Raw genomic sequence first — 17,587 nt, 5'->3', positions numbered from 1 at the left:
CCCGATCTGCAAAAAGACTGACGAGAGTCCGCCATGTACGAGCTGTCCCGGGTCCGCCTCTACTCCATCGGGCCCGCCGGTGCGCGCTACGCCGACACCGTGCTTGACCTGAGAGGCGTGGGCGAGCCCGTGCCCGATCCGGCGCCCACCCAGGCGGAGTTCTTCGAGGACGAGCCGACCGGGCCGCCGCGCCGGCCGGCGCCCGCGGGCGTGCTCTTCCTGGAGAACGGCGGCGGCAAGTCGGTCCTGCTCAAGTTGATCTTCTCGGTGATGCTGCCGGGCCACCGCAACACCCTCGGCGGCGCCAGCTCCGGCGTGCTGCGCAAGTTCCTGCTCGCCGATGACTGCGGACACGTGGCCCTGGAGTGGCAACACGTACAGACCGGTGAGTGCGTCGTCGTCGGCAAGGTCAGCGAGTGGCGCGGACGCCAGGTGTCCAACGACCCGCGCAAGTTCGCCGAGGCCTGGTACTCCCTGCGACCCGGTCCCGGCCTCAGTCTGGACAACCTGCCCGTGGCCGAAGCCACCGCCGTACGACCGTCCGCCGAAGGCACCTCGGGCGCGCGGGGCCGTCGCCGCACCATGAAGGGTTTCCGCGACGCCCTCACGGAGGCAGGCAAGGCCTATCCGCACCTGGAGGTGCACTGGGAGGAGGTTCACGAGCGCTGGACCGAACACCTCGGCGACCTCGGTCTCGACCCCGAACTCTTCCGCTACCAGAGGGAGATGAACGCCGACGAGGGAGAGGCGGCGGGTCTCTTCGCGGTCAAGAAGGACTCCGACTTCACCGATCTGCTGCTGCGTGCGGTCACCGACACCCGCGATACCGACGGCCTCGCCGATCTCGTCAGCGGTTTCGGCAACAAACTGGGGCGGCGTGCGGAACTGATCGCCGAACGGGACTTCACCGCCGGTTCGGTCGACCTGCTCGGGCGCATCGTCGACGCCGCCGGGACCCGCTCCCGTGCGCGTGACGTCCACACCGGCGCCGAGCGACGCACGCGCTCGCTGGCCCGGCGGCTGTCGGCCCGGGCTGTGCAGGAGCGGGTCCGGGCCGCCGACCTGGCCCAGCGGGTCACCGCGGCCGCGTATGCGGTCACACACTCCGAGGGCGCGCGGGAACGCAGTGCCCTGATCGCCGCCGAACTCGCCTACCAGCACGCCTCCCTGGCGCTCGCCGCCGCCGAGAAGGCCGCGGCGGCGCAGAAGCGTGAGCTGGCGGACGCCCGGACCCTCTACTCCGCCTGGCAGGCGGCGGAAGCCGTGTTGCGCCACCGGGCCGCGGCCGACCGGGTCGCGCGCGTGTCCGCCGCCATCCAGGAGGCCGAACGGGACGCGGCGCCCGCGCTTGCCGCTCGCACCAAGGCCGCCGTGGACCTTGTGCGGGCCCTGCACGCGGCTGCCGGGAGCGCCGAGGCCCTCGCCAATGAGGAGGAAGAGCGTTCGGCTGCCCTGCAGGAGGTCGGCGACACCGCCTACCGGGACTCCACCGTTGCCGCGACCGAGGCGCAGCGAGCCCGTAGCGAGACCGGTCACCTGCGCCAGCGCCTCACCGAAGTCGAGCAGGAAACGGCTGAGGCGGTCCGCGCGGGCTGGCTGGACGACAGCTCCCCGGACGCCGACCCGGCACGTGCCGCGCTTGCCGCCAGCGATGCAGAGAAGACCACGGTTGCCGCCTGGGACGCGGCCCGCGAGACTGCCCGCAAAGCCACCGAACACGCACGCGAGGCGGCTGCGGGCGAGTCCCGTGCCGAGCTGACGGCGGCCCGCGCGGAGGACGCGGCGACCGCTGCGGGACGGGCCCACGAGGCCGAGCGGCGCCTGGCCGAGTCGCTGGCCGCGGAGGAGCGGCTGGCGGAGCTGCTGAGCCTGCCCAGCGCGTCTGCGCGGGAGCGCGCCGGCGTGCCCGCGCCCAGAACGGGTACGGACGACGGCACACCTGGCGGGCCGGCGGCGGACTTTGCAGGCCGGGTCGAGGGCCGGCTGACCCCCGAAGAACTCGACAGCTTCGCGGACGAGTTGCGCGAGCTGCTCGACGGTGCAGTGTCCGCCTCCGAACGGCACCTCTTCGAGCTGCGCACCGCAGCGGCCGACGACGCCCGCATCCTCGGCGCCCTGGGCGACGGTGGACTGTTGCCGCCCGGGCCCGACGTACTGGCCACGGTCGAGTACCTCGGCGAGCACGGCATCCCCGCGCTGCCCGGCTGGCGCTACCTCGCGCAGGCCGTCGACCCTGCCGACCACGCACGTGTGCTTGCCGCACGCCCCGAACTGGTCGACGGTGTGATCATCACTGACCCGCACACGCACGCGCGCGCCCGTGAGGCACTTGGTGACGCCGCCCTGCTGCCCCGCTCCGCCGTGGCCGTCGGCACCGCTGCAGCCCTGCTCGCCCCCGCTCCCGCCGATGCCTCCCCCGGTGACGTCTTCCTCGTGCCGCCGAACCCGGCCATGCACGACGAACACGCCGCCGACGAGGAACGGCAAGCGCTGCGTGCCCGGGCCACCGAGCGCGACGAGGAGATCCGTGGCCTCGCCGCCCGGCTCGGCAAGGACCGGGAACTGGCCGCCCGGCTCGCCTCCTGGCGCACCGGCTGTCCGGCCGGACGTCTCACCGAGCTGGCCCGGGCCGCCCAGGAGACCCGGGCGTTCGCCGAGGAGGCCGAGGCCGAACTCGTCGAGGCGCGAACCGCACGTGCCCAGGCCGACGAGGTCGCCGCCGAGGCCACGCAGGTCCGGGACGAGCGGCAGGAGGCAGCACAGAGGGCCCGGCGCGCCGCCGACGCCCTTGCCGGCCTCGCCTTCCGGCTCCGCGAGCGTGCCGGCTGGCAGGTGAAACTGCGTGAACTGGCCGACGAGGCAGCCGAGTCCGAGGCCCGCGCCCAGGCCTGTCTGGAGCGCGCCCGCGCCGCCGACGAGGACCGCCGTTCCGCCCAGCGTGCAGCCGACGACGCGCGCCGTACCGCACGCGCCCTGCGCGCCGAGCGTTCGGAGATCGCCGGCGCCCCCGACGACGTGCCGTTCGAGGACGCAAACGGCCCTGAGGCGCCCCTGCCCGCCCTCCGCGAGGCCTACCGCGCCGCATCCCAGGTGTACGAGAAGGTCGGGGTCGGTGCCGATCTGCGGGCCGAGCAGGCCCGCGCGGAGAGCGACGAGAGCACCGCCCGCACCGAGCTGGACCGGCTCAGCAACAAGGTCCGCACCCGTGCCGAGCAGCTCCTTCAGTCACCTGACGGCTCCGACGGACCCTCTCGGCAGGCGGCGGCCGCGCGCGCGGAGGAGCTGGTGCAGCTCCTGGAAACCCGCATGTCGACCGCCAGTGAGCAGCTCGGCCGGCTCCGCGGCGAGGCCGAGCGACACGCGCCGGAAGGCGGCGAGGCACACACCGAACTGCCCGAGGACCTCGTCCCGCGCGATGCCGAGCACGCCCAGGCACTGCTGCGCACGGCCACCGCCGAGCTCGCCGCTCGTGGCGAGGCCCTGGCCGAGGCCCGCGGGGCACACACGGAGCTGATGGAGACCCACCGGGCCGCCGAGGACGCGGCCGGCGGCTTCGACGAGATCGCCGCGATGCTCCGTGACCTGCTGCGCGAACACACCCCTGGGGAGGATCAGGAGGAACCGGAACCGTACCCCGGCACGCTGGAAGAGGCCCGTCACTCGGCCGCAGAGGCCCGCCGCTCGTTGCGTGGCTGTGCCGCCGACCTGTCTGTGGCCGAGGCTGCGGTGCGGGAGGCGAGCGACGTCCTGGTGCGGCACGCCAACTCCACGCGCTACGAGCAGGTCCGTACCCCCGCGCGGCAACAGATCCGTGAACTGCCGGGCTCCGCACTGCCCGAGCACGCCCAGCGGTGGGCGGACGCCTTCGCGCCCCGACTGCGCGTACTGACCGATGAGCTCGCCCAGTTGGAGCGCAACCGGGATTCGATCGTGGACCGGCTACGCGGCCTCGTGGAGTCCGCACTCGCGACGCTGAGGTCCGCCCAGCGGCTCTCCCGGCTGCCGGAGGGGCTCGGCGAGTGGTCCGGGCAGGAGTTCCTGCGCATCCGTTTCGAGGAGCCCGATCAGGCCACGCTCACTGAACGACTCGGCGAGGTCATCGACGAGGCCACGCGCGCTGCCGTGAAGAAGAATTCCGACCTGCGCCGTGACGGCATGTCCTTGTTGCTGCGGGGGGTCGCGGCGGCCCTCCAGCCGAAGGGCGTAGCCGTGGAGATCCTCAAGCCGGACGCAGTGCTGCGCGCGGAGCGCGTGCCGGTCGGTCAGATGGGCGATGTCTTCTCCGGTGGTCAGTTGTTGACGGCGGCCATCGCCCTGTACTGCACGATGGCCGCCCTGCGCTCCAACGACCGGGGGCGGGACAAGCATCGGCACGCGGGCACGCTGTTCCTGGACAACCCGATCGGCCGCGCCAACGCGACGTACCTGCTGGAACTCCAGCGCGCGGTGTCCGACGCGCTCGGCGTGCAGCTGCTGTACACGACAGGGCTGTTCGACACGACCGCCCTCGCCGAGTTCCCACTGGTCATCAGGCTGCGCAATGACGCCGATCTCAGGGCGGGACTGAAGTACATCAGCGTGGAGGAACACCTTCGGCCGGGTCTGCCGCAACAGCCCCAGGCCGGGGAAGCGGTGCACAGTGAGATCACCGCGACACGGATGTTCAAGCGCCCGGCCTAGCCGTCAGGGGGCGGTCTTCACCGGCTGCCACCGGACGACTGGTGAGACCAGCCGCCCCGGGGTCCGGCAACCGCGGGGCAGTGGGGGTGGGGAAGCGAGTCTGCACCGCGTTGCGCAGAACGTCGACTGGTAGGTCACACGAGAACACAGTCGTGCCTAAGTGTCGGGCCCACAGGGCGGACCGCGGGGACGGCGGTGGCACTGTTCCTGCGCTGCGACGAGCAGGGGCGACGGTGCGTCCCACCGTCCCCAGGGCAGACCGCCTCCCCCGACTGCGCCGGCGGACGTCAGGAGTGCGACAGCCGCCCGGTGCCGCCCCGTCTGCGTATCCGCTCCTGTTCTCGCAGGGCCGCCCGCTCCTGGCGCCTGCGGGCGCGCCGCTCGCGGCGCAGTGCCCGGGCCGTGCTGCTCGGCTCCGAGACCACGCCGTACCGCTGGCTCCACACCTGGCGGGTCACCCACACGTCGACCACGGCCCAGGTGGCCGCCACCGTGCTTGCCACGCTGCTGATCACCATGGGGAACGCGACCCAGGCCCCGGCCATTGCGCAGAAGAACGCCACCATGGCCTGGAGCAAGGTCACTGCGATGATCAGGAGGGCCCGCACCGCCGCCGTACGTACCGGATCGGGCATCGGGTGCCGTTGCGCGGGCTCCTCGACCCACAACGGCGCACGCCCCTGCTGCTGTTCGTCACCGTAGGCCCCCCTGCCGCGCTCCTGCTCCGGACCACCGCGATCCGTTGTCACACGGACTCGCCGCATCGCCGAGCGTTCCGTCACGCCCGCATCGGACGCCTTGCGCCGCTCCGCCGTGCCCGTCACCGTGTCACTCCCTACCGCCGGCAGCCTGCTCGCCCCGGCACCCGAAGACACCGACTCCCACTGGCTGCCCGGCTTGCGTTGTTATACGCCGCTCGGGTGCGGCATACGGTTCTTGCGGTCCATTCCGCCCCCATCTCGTATAGAGACGGACGAACGAGACCGCACAAAGATTCCCTACCGGCGAAAAAATCCGGCCAACCGTGTGTCAGTACCGAGGGGCCGTCCCCGGCGCGGTTTAGCGAATCGCGGTGGCAATCTCCCGTAATGCCCGGACAACTCGCCATCTCTCGCCGTCGGTACGGAAGTTCACCCTCCGGATGCGCCTTCGGGTTAGCTGTGAGGCGGTAGTAGGCTCGCGCCGTTTGCTGATGGACATGTGCGCCCCCGGCCGGCGGGGGTCGAGCTGGGGGAGGCCATGCGCTTTCGCGGGAAGTCGATCCGCCGGAAGATCGTGGCGCTGCTTCTCGTGCCGCTGATGTCCCTCACCGCCATCTGGGGCTTCGCCACGGTACTCACGGGACGTGAAGTCGCCCGGTTCTTCCGTGCGTCCGACCTTGTGCAGGGCATCGGTCATCCCGCGCTGGACACCATCCGAGTCCTGCAGCAGGAGCGCCGTCAGACCCTCGTCTACCTCGCCGATCCCCGGGCTTCCGACGCCCTCACCGCGCTGCACCGCGCCCGCAAGAGCACGGACCGAGCGTTCGCCGAGATCCGGCACAAGGCCACGGGCCATGACGTCCTCGACGGCATGGACGAGGGCGACAGCGAGCATCTCACTGCCGTCCTGGACGCCTTCGACGGCCTCGACTCCCTGCGCCGCAGCGTCACGGAGGGTACGGTCACCCGAGCCCAGGCGCTCGACCTGTACAACCGTCTCGTCGATCCCTGCTACGCCCTGCTCGCCTCCCTCGACGGGGTGGGTGACACCGAGATGGACCAGCAAACCCACGCTCTGGTGGACATCGACCGCGCCCGCGAGTTACTCGCTCGCGAGGACGCCCTGCTCGCCTCCTCCCTCATCGTCGGCCGGCTCACCCGCGCCGAGAGTCGCGACATCTCCGAACTCGTCGCCCAGCGCACGATCCTGTATGACATCAGCCTGCCACTGCTGCCCGCCGTGGAACGCGAACGCTACGAACGCTTCTGGAAGAACGCCCCTACCGCTCCGCTGCGCGTGGCCGAACAGAGCGTCATCGGCATGGACTCGGGCTCGCCCCGCGGGATCACCGCGCAGAGCTGGAACTCCGCAGCGCCGACCGTGCTGGACGAACTCGGCACGCTCGACGACCAGGTGGGCGATCGCCTCCAGACGCGCATGCAGCCCGTGGCCACGAGCGTCGTGGTGCAGGCGGCCGTCGCAGGCGCCCTCGGCCTGGTCGCCCTCCTGCTCTCCGTACTCCTGTCCGTGAGGGTCGGCCGCAGCCTCATCCAGGACCTGCGACGCCTGCGCTTGGAGGCACACGAGGCGTCCGGAGTGCGGCTGCCCAGCGTGATGCGCCGTCTGTCCGCGGGCGAGCAGATCGACATCGAGACCGAAGCGCCGCGGCTCGAGTACGGCAAGAACGAGATCGGCGAGGTCGGCCAGGCCCTCAACACCCTTCAGCGCGCGGCCGTTGAGGCCGCCGTCAAGCAGGCCGAACTGCGTGCCGGTGTCTCCGAGGTCTTCGTCAACCTCGCCCGCCGCAGTCAGGTGCTGCTGCACAAACAGCTGACCCTGCTCGACACCATGGAACGTCGGACCGAGGACACCGGCGAACTGGCCGACCTCTTTCGCCTGGACCACCTCACCACGCGCATGCGTCGGCACGCCGAGGGGCTGGTGATCCTTTCCGGCGCTGCACCGTCCCGGCAGTGGCGCCGCCCCGTGCAGTTGATGGACATCGTGCGGGCCTCCGTCGCCGAGGTGGAGGACTACGAGCGCATCGAGGTACGGCGACTGCCGCGTATCGCCGTCACCGGCCCGGCCGTCGCCGACCTGACCCACCTCGTGGCCGAACTCCTGGAAAATGCCACGGTCTTCTCACCGCCGCACACCGCCGTCCAGGTTCTCGGCGAGCGGGTCGCCAACGGTTTCACCCTTGAGATCCATGACCGAGGTCTCGGCATGACGGCCGAGGCCCTGGTGGATGCCAACCTGCGGCTCGCCGAAACCCCGGAGTTCGAACTCTCCGACACCGACCGGCTGGGCCTGTTCGTGGTCAGCCGCCTGGCCCGGCGCCAGAACGTCCGGGTCTCACTTCAGCCGTCCCCGTACGGTGGCACCACCGCCGTCGTCTTCATCCCCGACGCGCTGCTGACCGAGGACGTCCCGGACATGGACGGCATGGGTTTCCGCCGCCTCCATCGGGACCGCCCGGCGGGGGAGTCCGGGCCGGTGCCATCCCCCAGGGCCGGGGGGTGGCACCGGGCGCCGGAGCAGGTGCCCGGCCTGCCGCCCTCGCTGCTGGACGGCCCGGTCGAGTTGGAGGCTCCAGCGGACCTCGACGTCCTCATCGACTTCCCGGGCGTGCTGGCTGACGAGGAGGGCGAGCGCGACGGATTGTTCCGTTCCCGCCGTGCCCCCAGCGCCGACGACCAGCCGGTATCGCTGCCGGTTGTCGAGCCCCTGTGTGAGGAGACCGCCGGCGGCCGGGAGCAGGCACCACTGCCCCGGCGGCAGACGCCCAAGCTGGTCAGCTCGCACGGCAAGCCCGTCATCGAGCGGCGTTCCCGCCGCGGGAGACTGGAACCGCAGCCTTCCACGGGCCGGGACCGCGACGCTGCCGAGGAACTGGCCCCGCTGCCGGCCCGCCGCCGCGGCGCCGCCTCCCGGCGCTCCGCCGAACTCGCGGATCGTGTCGGCGAGCCGGGGTCCCCGGCCGGGGGCCCGGACCGCACCCCTGACATTCCGATGTTGCCCCAGCGGAGCCGATCCAGGCCGGCAGCCGCCGAGGGCCCGGACGGCACGGCCGCGCCGAGCGGTGCCACCGTCCGGCCCGCCCGCGGCAGTGCCCGGCCCGGTGGCGAGCCGGTGGCGGAAGCGGCGGAGCCTGCGGAACCGGCCGCCGCCCCGCTGCCGCGGCGTGTCCGCCAGGCCAGCATCGCGCCGCAGCTCACGCAGGACGTCGAACGGCACACCGAACGCGCGGTCCAGCCCGCCGACCGTGACGCCGAGGAGGTCCGCAGCCGGATGGCCTCGCTCCAGCGCGGCTGGCAGCGTGGACGCGAGGAGAACGCCTCGGGTGAGAGCACCCGGAACGGCACAGCACCAGGAACGACCAAGGGAGACGGTCGATGACCGCAGCGAAGGCCACCGGCCACACGGCGACGAACAAGGGGGAGCTGAACTGGCTCCTGGACGACCTGGTTGACCGGGTCGCCAGCATCCGCAAGGCCGTCGTACTGTCCGGCGACGGTCTGCCGATGGGGGTGTCCAAGGACCTGACCAGGGAGGACAGCGAGCATCTGGCCGCGGTCGCATCCGGCTTCCACAGCCTGGCCAAGGGGGTGGGCCGCCACTTCGACGTGGGCGGCGTCCGGCAGACGGTGGTCGAGTTGGACGATGCCTTCCTGTTCGTCACCGCCGCCGGCGACGGCAGTTGCCTCGCTGTCCTCTCTGAGGCCGACTCCGATGTCGGGCAGGTGGCATACGAGATGACGCTCCTGGTCAAGCGGGTCGGCGTGCATCTCGGTGCTGCCCCGCGCACCGATCAGCCCGCAGGCGGGTAGTGGGAGGACATGAGCGGATACGGTCAGGGAAGAAATCACTGGTTCGACGACGAGGCCGGACCGGTGGTCCGGCCGTACGCCATGACACGCGGTCGCACCACGAGTGCGGCTCAGCACCGCCTGGACCTGATCGCAGTCGTCGCCTCGGAGCCCGGCGCGGGTGACCCGGAAGCGGACCCCACGCTTTCCCCCGAGCACGTGGACATCGTCGGGCTCTGCCGGAACGCACCGCAGCCGGTTGCCGACATCGCCGCGAAGCTCGACCTGCCCATCGGCGTGGTGCGCGTCCTCATCGGCGACCTCGTGCACGCGGAACTCGTCCATGTCACGCGGCCGGTTCCCCCGGCCGAGTTGCCGGACGAGAGTATTCTGCGCGACGTGATCAACGGTCTCCGGGCGCTGTGACCGGCGCGGAAAGCGGAGGAGTGACGTGACAGGCTGGCAGTTCTGGGTCGACCGCGGCGGCACCTTCACCGACGTCGTCGCGCGTCGCCCGGACGGCCGGCTGCTGACACACAAGCTGCTGTCTGACAACGCCGGCCGTTACGCCGACGCGGCAGTCGCCGGCGTCCGGAAGCTCCTCGGTGATTCCGGAGAGCCCATCGAGGCCGTCCGCATGGGCACCACCGTCGCCACCAATGCCCTGCTCGAACGCAAGGGCGAGCGCGTCCTCCTGGTCATCACCCGCGGATTCCGGGACGCTCTGCGGATCGCCTACCAGAACCGCCCGAGGATCTTCGCCCGCCGCATCGACCTGCCCCAGCTGCTGTATGAACGGGTCGTCGAGGTGGACGAACGCGTGGCCGTCGACGGCACCGTCCTGCGGGAGCCCGATCTGGGTGCCCTTGCGGGCCCGCTCCAGGAGGCGTACGACGACGGGATCCGCGCGGTCGCCGTTGTCTGCCTGCATAGTCACCTCCATCCCGCGCACGAGCGGGCCATCGGTGAGCTCGTTGCTCGCATGGGATTCCCGCAGATCTCGCTGTCCAGCGAGGTGAGCCCGCTGATGAAGCTGGTGCCGCGTGGGGACACGGCCGTCGTGGACGCCTACCTCTCTCCGGTACTGCGACGCTATGTGCGCCATGTCGCCGACGAACTGAGCGGTGTGCGGCTGATGTTCATGCAGTCCAACGGCGGGTTGACGGAGGCCGGACAGTTCCGCGGCAAGGACGCCGTGCTCTCCGGCCCGGCCGGCGGCATCGTCGGCATGGCCCGCATGTCGCAGCGTGCCGGCTTCGACCGCGTCATCGGCTTCGATATGGGCGGCACCTCCACCGACGTCTCGCACTTCGCCGGTGCGTACGAACGTGTCTTCACCACGCAGATCGCAGGGGTCAGGCTGCGTGCCCCGATGCTGGACATCCACACCGTCGCCGCCGGCGGCGGTTCCATCCTGCACTTCGACGGCTCCCGCTACCGGGTCGGTCCCGACTCGGCCGGCGCCGACCCGGGGCCCGCCTGCTACCGCGCCGGCGGACCGCTCACGGTCACCGACGCCAATGTGATGCTGGGCCGCATCCAGCCCGGTCACTTCCCTGCCGTGTTCGGGCCCGGCGGCGACCAGCCCCTGGACGCCACCCTCGTGTATGAGCGGTTCCGCTCCCTGGCGCGCCAGATCCACGAACGGACCGGCGACGACCGCACCCCGGAACAAGTGGCAGAGGGCTACCTGCAGATTGCCGTCGCCAACATCGCCAACGCTGTGAAGCGGATCTCCGTCCAGAAGGGCCACGACGTCACCCGCTACACCCTGACCACCTTCGGCGGCGCGGGCGGGCAGCACGCGTGCCGGGTCGCCGAGTCGCTCGGCATCCGTACCGTCCTGGTGCCTCCCATGGCCGGTGTCCTCTCCGCGCTCGGCATCGGCCTCGCCGACACCACTGCCATGCGGGAGCAGTCCGTCGAGGCGCTCCTGGAGGCGGCCGCTATGCCCGGCATCCGCCGGATCGGTGACGCACTGGAGGCGTCCGCACGTGTCGAACTCCGCGCCGAAGATGTCCCGGAGGACCGCATCGAGGTGACCCGTCGCGCCCAGTTGCGCTACGACGGTACCGACACCACCCTCACCGTGGAGCTGACGGAACCCGACACCATGCGGCGCACGTTCGAAGCACGTCATCGCGCCACGTACTCCTTCACCCTCGACCGCCCCGTCGTCGTGGAGGCACTCTCCGTCGAAGCCACCGGCATCACCGCACCCCCCGAGCTCTCCGCCCTCGCTCCCTATGAGGGTCGCGCCACCACGCCCGAAACCGTCCGCCTGCACACCGGCGGTGCCTGGTGCGACGTGCCACTCCACCGCCGGGAGGCCCTCCCGCCCGGCGAGACCGTCACCGGTCCTGCGATCATCACGGAGGCCAGTGCCACGACCGTGGTCGACGATGGCTGGCGGGCCGCCGCCACCGACGACGGGCATCTGGTCTTGGAACGCACGGCGATGACGCAGAGTTCTCGACTGGGTACACACGCCGACCCGGTGCTGCTTGAGGTCTTCAACAACCTCTTCATGTCGATCGCCGAGCAGATGGGCGTGCGGCTGGAGTCCACGGCTCAGTCCGTCAACATCAAGGAACGCCTCGACTTCTCCTGCGCCCTGTTCGACCCGGACGGAAACCTGGTGGCCAATGCTCCGCACATCCCCGTCCACCTGGGATCCATGGGCACCAGCGTCAAAGAGGTCATCCGCCGCCGCGGCTCCTCGATGCGGCCGGGCGACACCTACGCGGTCAACGACCCGTACCACGGCGGCACCCATCTGCCCGACGTCACCGTGATCACCCCCGTCTTCGGCACCGGCCGGGCGGCGGGCACACCGAGTGAGCCGGAGATCCTCTTCTACGTCGCCTCACGTGGCCACCACGCCGAGATCGGCGGTATCGCCCCGGGCTCCATGCCGGCCCACAGCCGCAGCATCGAGGAGGAGGGCGTCCTCTTCGACAACTGGCTCCTGGCCGAGGACGGCCGCTTCCGCGAGGAGGAGACCCGTCGCCTGCTCACCGAGGCGAGTCATCCCTCCCGTAGCGCGCGGACCAACCTGGCCGACCTGCGCGCCCAGATCGCCGCCAACCAGAAGGGTGTCGATGAAGTGGGCCGCATGATCGGTGAGTTCGGTCTCGACGTGGTTCAGGCCTACATGCGGCACGTTCAGGACAACGCCGAGGAAGCCGTCCGCCGGGTCATCGATGTCCTGGATGACGGCGCATACGCCTACGAGACCGATTCGGGCGCCGTCATCCGGGTCCGTGTGCGCGTCGACCGCAGCGCGCGCCGGGCGACCATCGACTTCACGGGTACCTCCGCGCAACTCGCCACGAACTTCAACGCCCCGTTCGCGGTCGTCAACGCGGCCGTCCTGTACGTCTTCCGCACCCTGGTCGCCGACGACATCCCGCTCAATGACGGCTGCCTGCGGCCTCTGGACATCGTCGTGCCGCCCGGTTCGATGCTCGCTCCCCAGCCGCCCGCCGCCGTCGTCGCGGGCAACGTGGAGACCTCCCAAGCCATCACCGGCGCCCTGTACGCCGCGCTGGGCGTCCAGGCCGAGGGCTCCGGCACCATGAACAACGTCAGCTTCGGCAACGAACGACACCAGTACTACGAGACCGTCGCCTCCGGATCAGGAGCGGGCGACGGCTTCCCCGGTGCCGACGTCGTACAGACCCACATGACCAACTCCCGGCTGACCGACCCCGAAGTCCTGGAGTGGCGGCTGCCGGTCAGGCTGGAGGAGTTCGCCGTCCGGCGGTGCAGCGGTGGCACTGGTCGGTGGCGGGGCGGCGACGGAGCGGTGCGCCGTATCCGCTTCCTGGAGCCCATGACCGTCTCCACGCTCTCCCAGCACCGACGCGTACCTCCGTACGGCATGGCGGGAGGCGAGCCCGGGGCGGTCGGCGTCAATCGCGTCGAGCGGGCCGACGGTAGTGTCACCGACCTCGGCGGATGCGGTTCGGCGGAGGTCGCCCCCGGCGATCTACTCGTCATCGAAACCCCCGGTGGCGGTGGTTACGGCCGCCCGCTGCCCGACCCCCATCGAGCAGGAGAAGAGACCGATGATCTTCGGGCGTACTGAGCAGGGCAAGCCCCCGGTCGAGCCCGTCACGCTCAAGATCTTGGTGGCAGGCGGCTTCGGCGTGGGCAAGACGACGCTCGTCGGTGCGGTCAGCGAGATCAGGCCGCTGCGCACCGAGGAACTGCTCACCGAGGCCGGGCGGCCGGTCGATGACACCAGTGGGGTGGAGGGCAAGCACGCCACGACCGTGGCCATGGACTTCGGCCGTATCTCCCTGCGCGAGGACCTGGTGCTGTACCTCTTCGGCACGCCCGGGCAGGAACGTTTCTGGTTCATGTGGGACGAGCTCTCCGAGGGCGCGCTCGGGGCCGTGGTCCTCGCCGACACCCGCCGTCTGGAGGACTGTTTCGCCGCCGTCGACTACTTCGAGCGGCGGTCCATACCCTTCCTCGTCGGCGTCAACTGCTTCGAGGGGGCTGTCCGCTACCCGGTAGAGGACGTACGCCGAGCTCTTGACCTCGATGACGACGTGCCCCTTCTGCCGTGCGACGCGCGCGACCGGGAATCGGTGAAGGAAGTGCTCATAGGAGTCGTGCAGCACGCGATGGTGTACGCGGCCGGCCGTCATCGGGCCGTCAGCACCTGAGCCACGGGCACGGCCCGTACCCCGCCGACCGGGGTACGGGCCGTGGTCCGTGCGGGGCACCCCGTTATGTTCTTGGCGGTCCTGCAAGAGGACCGCTGGCCTCCGGGCCCGGCATGACTGTGTCCCCCTGTCGAACGGATGACCTGGGGGGTGGTGTCACCGGGCCCGGGAGGTGTTCGTCGGAGACGCTGATGAGAGGTCCGGCCACCGTCCGGTCCGGCGCAATGCCGGGCAGTTCGCGGGCGGCAGGTCTGCATAACGTGGATGCGCGCGTACGACACCGCTGCCGAGGTCGGCACGTTCAACTCCCTGGGAAGGGCGCGATGTTCGACACCGAAGACGTGGGCGTGTTCCTCGGCCTGGACGTCGGCAAGACGACCCACCACGGCCACGCGCTCACGCCGGCCGGCAAGAAGGTCCTCGACAAGCAGCTGCCGAACAGCGAGCCGAAACTGCGGGCCGTGTTCGACAAACTGGCCGCGAAGTTCGGCACCGTGCTGGTGATCGTGGACCAGCCCGCCTCCATCGGCGCCCTGCCCCTGACTGTCGCCCGGGACGCAGGCTGCACCGTCGCCTACCTGCCCGGACTCGCGATGCGGCGGATCGCCGACCTCTACCCGGGCGAAGCCAAGACCGACGCGAAGGACGCCGCGGTCATCGCGGATGCGGCCCGCACCATGCCGCACACCCTGCGCTCGCTGGAGCTCACCGACGAGATCACCGCCGAACTCACGGTCCTCGTCGGCTTCGACCAGGACCTCGCCGCCGAGGCCACCCGCACCAGCAACCGGATACGCGGACTGCTCACCCAGTTCCACCCCAGCCTGGAGCGCGTTCTGGGTCCCCGCCTCGACCACCAGGCCGTCACCTGGCTGCTGGAACGCTACGGCTCCCCGGCCGCACTGCGCAAAGCCGGACGCCGCAGGCTCGTCGAGCTCATCCGGCCCAAGGCCCCGCGCATGGCCCAGCGGCTGATCGACGACGTCTTCGAGGCATTGGACGAGCAGACCGTCGTGGTCCCGGGCACCGGCACCCTCGACATCGTCGTGCCCTCCCTGGCCCGCTCGCTCGCCGCTGTCCACGAACAGCGCCGGGCCCTGGAAGCCCAGATCAACGCCCTGCTGGAGGCCCACCCTCTTTCCAAGGTCCTGACGTCGATGCCCGGCGTCGGCGTCAGGACCGCCGCCGTCCTGCTGGTCACCGTCGGCGACGGCACCAGCTTCCCCACCGCCGCCCACCTGGCCTCCTACGCGGGCCTGGCCCCGGTCACCAAGTCGTCCGGAACGTCGATCCACGGCGAACATGCCCCCAGAGGCGGCAATCGGCAGCTCAAACGCGCGATGTTCCTGTCCGCGTTCGCCGCCCTGCACGACCCCGCCTCCCGCACCTACTACGACAAGCAACGCGACCGCAACAAGACCCACACCCAGGCCCTCCTACGCCTCGCCCGCCAACGCATCAGCGTCCTGTTCGCGATGCTCCGCGACGGCACCTTCTACGAACCCCGCGATCCGAAGGACGTCGAGCTCGCCGCGTGACCCCAGCAACGCTAAACCACCCAAACCCGACACAGGCGCCTTGACGAAAGACATAGAGGCACCCCCCCGTGTCCGCGGCCACTCCACCGCGGGTCGGTGGGCGGCGGGCGGCCGGGTTCGTCTGCAGGAACGATTCTGCCGCGACTTCGGCCGCCCAAGGAAGCGGGTGTCCGGTGTCCCGCCCCGCGTTTCGTGAGAGTTCTCCGTCGCAGCCGGACCGCCATGGCGGGACGGGCCGTGGAATGAGGCAGACCCGTGGCACAGTGCCTGGTGATGCGGGGAGTGCATGGCGGTTCCGACTGACACCGGGAAGTCTTCACCGCCGTTCCGGGGCCGTCAAGGCTGTCGGCGGCGACCGTGACAGCGGGGCGCCCCGAACGTCCGCGACACGGGAGCGGCTCCGGGGAACCCACCCGTTGACGCCGTTCACCTCCGCGGCTCGGCGCCCGCACAGCCGGCCCGGGCCGCCGTGGCTCCGGACCCGTCGCGCCGGACCTCGATGCCGGGCAGACCGGCGCGCCCGAGTACCCAGCTCGCACCGTTCAGTGCCTTGGCCGCCTTCTTCAACGGAGCGAGCTGCGCGGCGGCCTGCCGGTGGTCGCTCACGCGGCCCGGGTCGCACACCACAGTCGCCAGGGACAGCGTTACCGGCCGCCCGCCCGCCGACCACGGGACATCGAGCACCGCCGCGACCAGCGCCTCAAGCGCTTCCTCGTCGGCCAGTACCAGGAAGTCGTCGCCGCCGATGTGCCCCACGCGCGCTTGCCCGACGAGCGCCCGCTGCAGGGCGTGTCCCACGGACCGGATCAGCTCGTCTCCCGCGGCGAATCCGGCACCGTCGTTCACCTGCTTGAAGTGATCGATGTCCAGCCAGCTGAGGGCGAAACTCCGCCCGTGGGCGATCCGCCGGTCCACCTCACTCGTGATCGCGTCCGAACCGGGCAACCGGGTCAGCGGGTTGAGCCCAGCCGCTTCCTCGACCCGGCTCTCGGCCAGTGCCCGGACAAGGTCCGCGAGTCGTACGGTGCCCACGCACCGGCCGTGCTCGTCGACCACTGCCACGTCGTCGGAGGTCCGGTCCCGACCACCGATCGCGACCACGTCCAGGACTTCCCAGGCGGTGGCGCCGATGCCCACCGTGCGGGGTACATCGCTCAGCTTGAAGGCCGGCCGGTCGGCGTACAGGGCGTGCCCGTAGCGTCCGGACATCGACAGCAGGAAGCGTGAGCGGTGCACCGAACGCACGGGGCGTCCGGCCTGGTCCACCAGCAGTACACCGGACACATCAGGCGATCCGGTGAGCAACGCCCGCACCTGCCCCGCCGGAGCGGTCACCGGCAGTACGGCGGCCGGACGCACGAACTCCCGCACCGACGGCCCCGACCGGGGCGCGGCGAGGGAGCCCGGGGAACGGGGTGGAACGTATACGTCCGCCGCCGGGATCCGGGCCGGTGGCGCGAACAGCTCTCCCTGGGCCAGCTGTGCGCCGGCCGACACCGCCGACGCACACTGCAGTTCGCTCTCCACGCCCTCCACCGCGACCAGAGCCCCGAGCTCCTCGCACAGGGTCCGCATGGCCCGCACCGCCGCCGGCCGCGCCAACAGAGACGCGTCGAGCTTGACCAGATCGGGGGAGAGGTCGGTGAGCAACCTGAGTGGCATGTCACCGTCCCCGATCCCGTCCGCGCTGATCCGGAAGCCCTGCTCGCGAAGTGATGCCACCGCTTCCAGCAGCGCCCGCTGCGGCACGTGCGTATACGGCGGGACGACGTCGAGCGTCACCTCCCACGGCATGCGGTGCGCGCCGCGCACGGCCTCGTACAGCGGGGTGAGACCGCCCAGGTCGGCCAGTGTCGCTGCGAAGACGTTCAGATGGAGTGGGAGCAGCGTCTCCTTGCGAGTTGCCGCTCGGAGTGCCAACACGGCAAGTACGCCGTCGAGTTCGGGATCGCGGCGGGCCTCGGCCAGCACGTCACCGGTCTGGGGGCGGGCAAGCGTCTCCAGTGCGGCGACCGCGCCCGTCCTCAGGTTGACCACCGGCTGGAAGGCGAAGCGGAGAGTATCCGTCCAGGAGTGCACGGGAGCATGATGGCGTCGCCCGAGTGCGCTCAGGCGCAGTTCATGAGACGTTCACGCAGGATTCCTGGGCGGTCACACAGTGTGCCCCAGGGGTAATCCGCCG

9 protein-coding genes are annotated in these 17,587 nt (G+C 71.0%); 7 read left to right on the top strand and 2 right to left on the bottom strand.

The genetic code is table 11. The features are described from left to right. The first annotated feature begins 33 nt into the window (after window positions 1-33). Window positions 34-4,680 carry a hypothetical protein gene (locus LK06_RS03770; RefSeq protein ID WP_039656936.1) on the top strand — a complete coding sequence of 1,549 codons (4,647 nt, stop codon included), beginning with the start codon at window positions 34-36 and terminating at the stop codon, window positions 4,678-4,680. Window positions 4,681-4,967: 287 nt separating this feature from the next. Here the strand turns inward: LK06_RS03770 and LK06_RS03765 are convergent, their stop codons facing one another. Continuing rightward, window positions 4,968-5,444, bottom strand: coding sequence for a hypothetical protein (locus LK06_RS03765; protein ID WP_275673132.1), 477 nt, complete (start codon window positions 5,442-5,444; stop codon window positions 4,968-4,970). 475 nt (window positions 5,445-5,919) lie between these two features. Between LK06_RS03765 and LK06_RS03760 the strand changes: the two genes are divergently transcribed. The 6 genes from LK06_RS03760 (at window position 5,920) to LK06_RS03735 (ending at window position 15,405) form a co-directional block, all read left to right on the top strand. Continuing rightward, a complete protein-coding gene (locus LK06_RS03760; protein WP_043431869.1) occupies window positions 5,920-8,781 on the top strand; it encodes a sensor histidine kinase in 2,862 nt (953 codons plus the stop codon). Beyond that, window positions 8,778-9,212, top strand: coding sequence for a roadblock/LC7 domain-containing protein (locus LK06_RS03755; protein WP_039656942.1), 435 nt, complete (start codon window positions 8,778-8,780; stop codon window positions 9,210-9,212). The genes LK06_RS03760 and LK06_RS03755 overlap by 4 nt, the downstream gene beginning before the upstream one ends. A 9-nt stretch (window positions 9,213-9,221) precedes the next feature. After that, window positions 9,222-9,617 carry a DUF742 domain-containing protein gene (locus LK06_RS03750; protein ID WP_039656944.1) on the top strand — a complete coding sequence of 132 codons (396 nt, stop codon included), beginning with the start codon at window positions 9,222-9,224 and terminating at the stop codon, window positions 9,615-9,617. Window positions 9,618-9,642: 25 nt separating this feature from the next. Beyond that, window positions 9,643-13,281 (top strand): hydantoinase B/oxoprolinase family protein, encoded by a 3,639-nt coding sequence (locus LK06_RS03745; protein WP_043431871.1) that lies wholly within the window; start codon window positions 9,643-9,645, stop codon window positions 13,279-13,281. Further along, a complete protein-coding gene (locus LK06_RS03740) occupies window positions 13,262-13,867 on the top strand; it encodes a GTP-binding protein (protein ID WP_039656947.1) in 606 nt (201 codons plus the stop codon). Before LK06_RS03745 ends, LK06_RS03740 begins: the two co-directional genes overlap by 20 nt. Before the next feature lie 323 nt (window positions 13,868-14,190). After that, entirely contained in the window at window positions 14,191-15,405 is a 1,215-nt protein-coding gene (locus LK06_RS03735) for an IS110 family RNA-guided transposase (protein WP_039658118.1), read from the top strand. 426 nt (window positions 15,406-15,831) lie between these two features. Here the strand turns inward: LK06_RS03735 and LK06_RS03730 are convergent, their stop codons facing one another. Next, a complete protein-coding gene (locus LK06_RS03730; protein WP_039656949.1) occupies window positions 15,832-17,484 on the bottom strand; it encodes a GGDEF domain-containing protein in 1,653 nt (550 codons plus the stop codon). Between the last annotated feature and the right edge of the window lie 103 nt (window positions 17,485-17,587).

The sequence above is a fragment of the Streptomyces pluripotens genome (assembly GCF_000802245.2).
Classification (GTDB): domain Bacteria; phylum Actinomycetota; class Actinomycetes; order Streptomycetales; family Streptomycetaceae; genus Streptomyces; species Streptomyces pluripotens.
The sequence above is the reverse complement of the archived record's forward strand: the minus strand, read 5'-3'. Positions and strand labels throughout refer to the sequence as shown.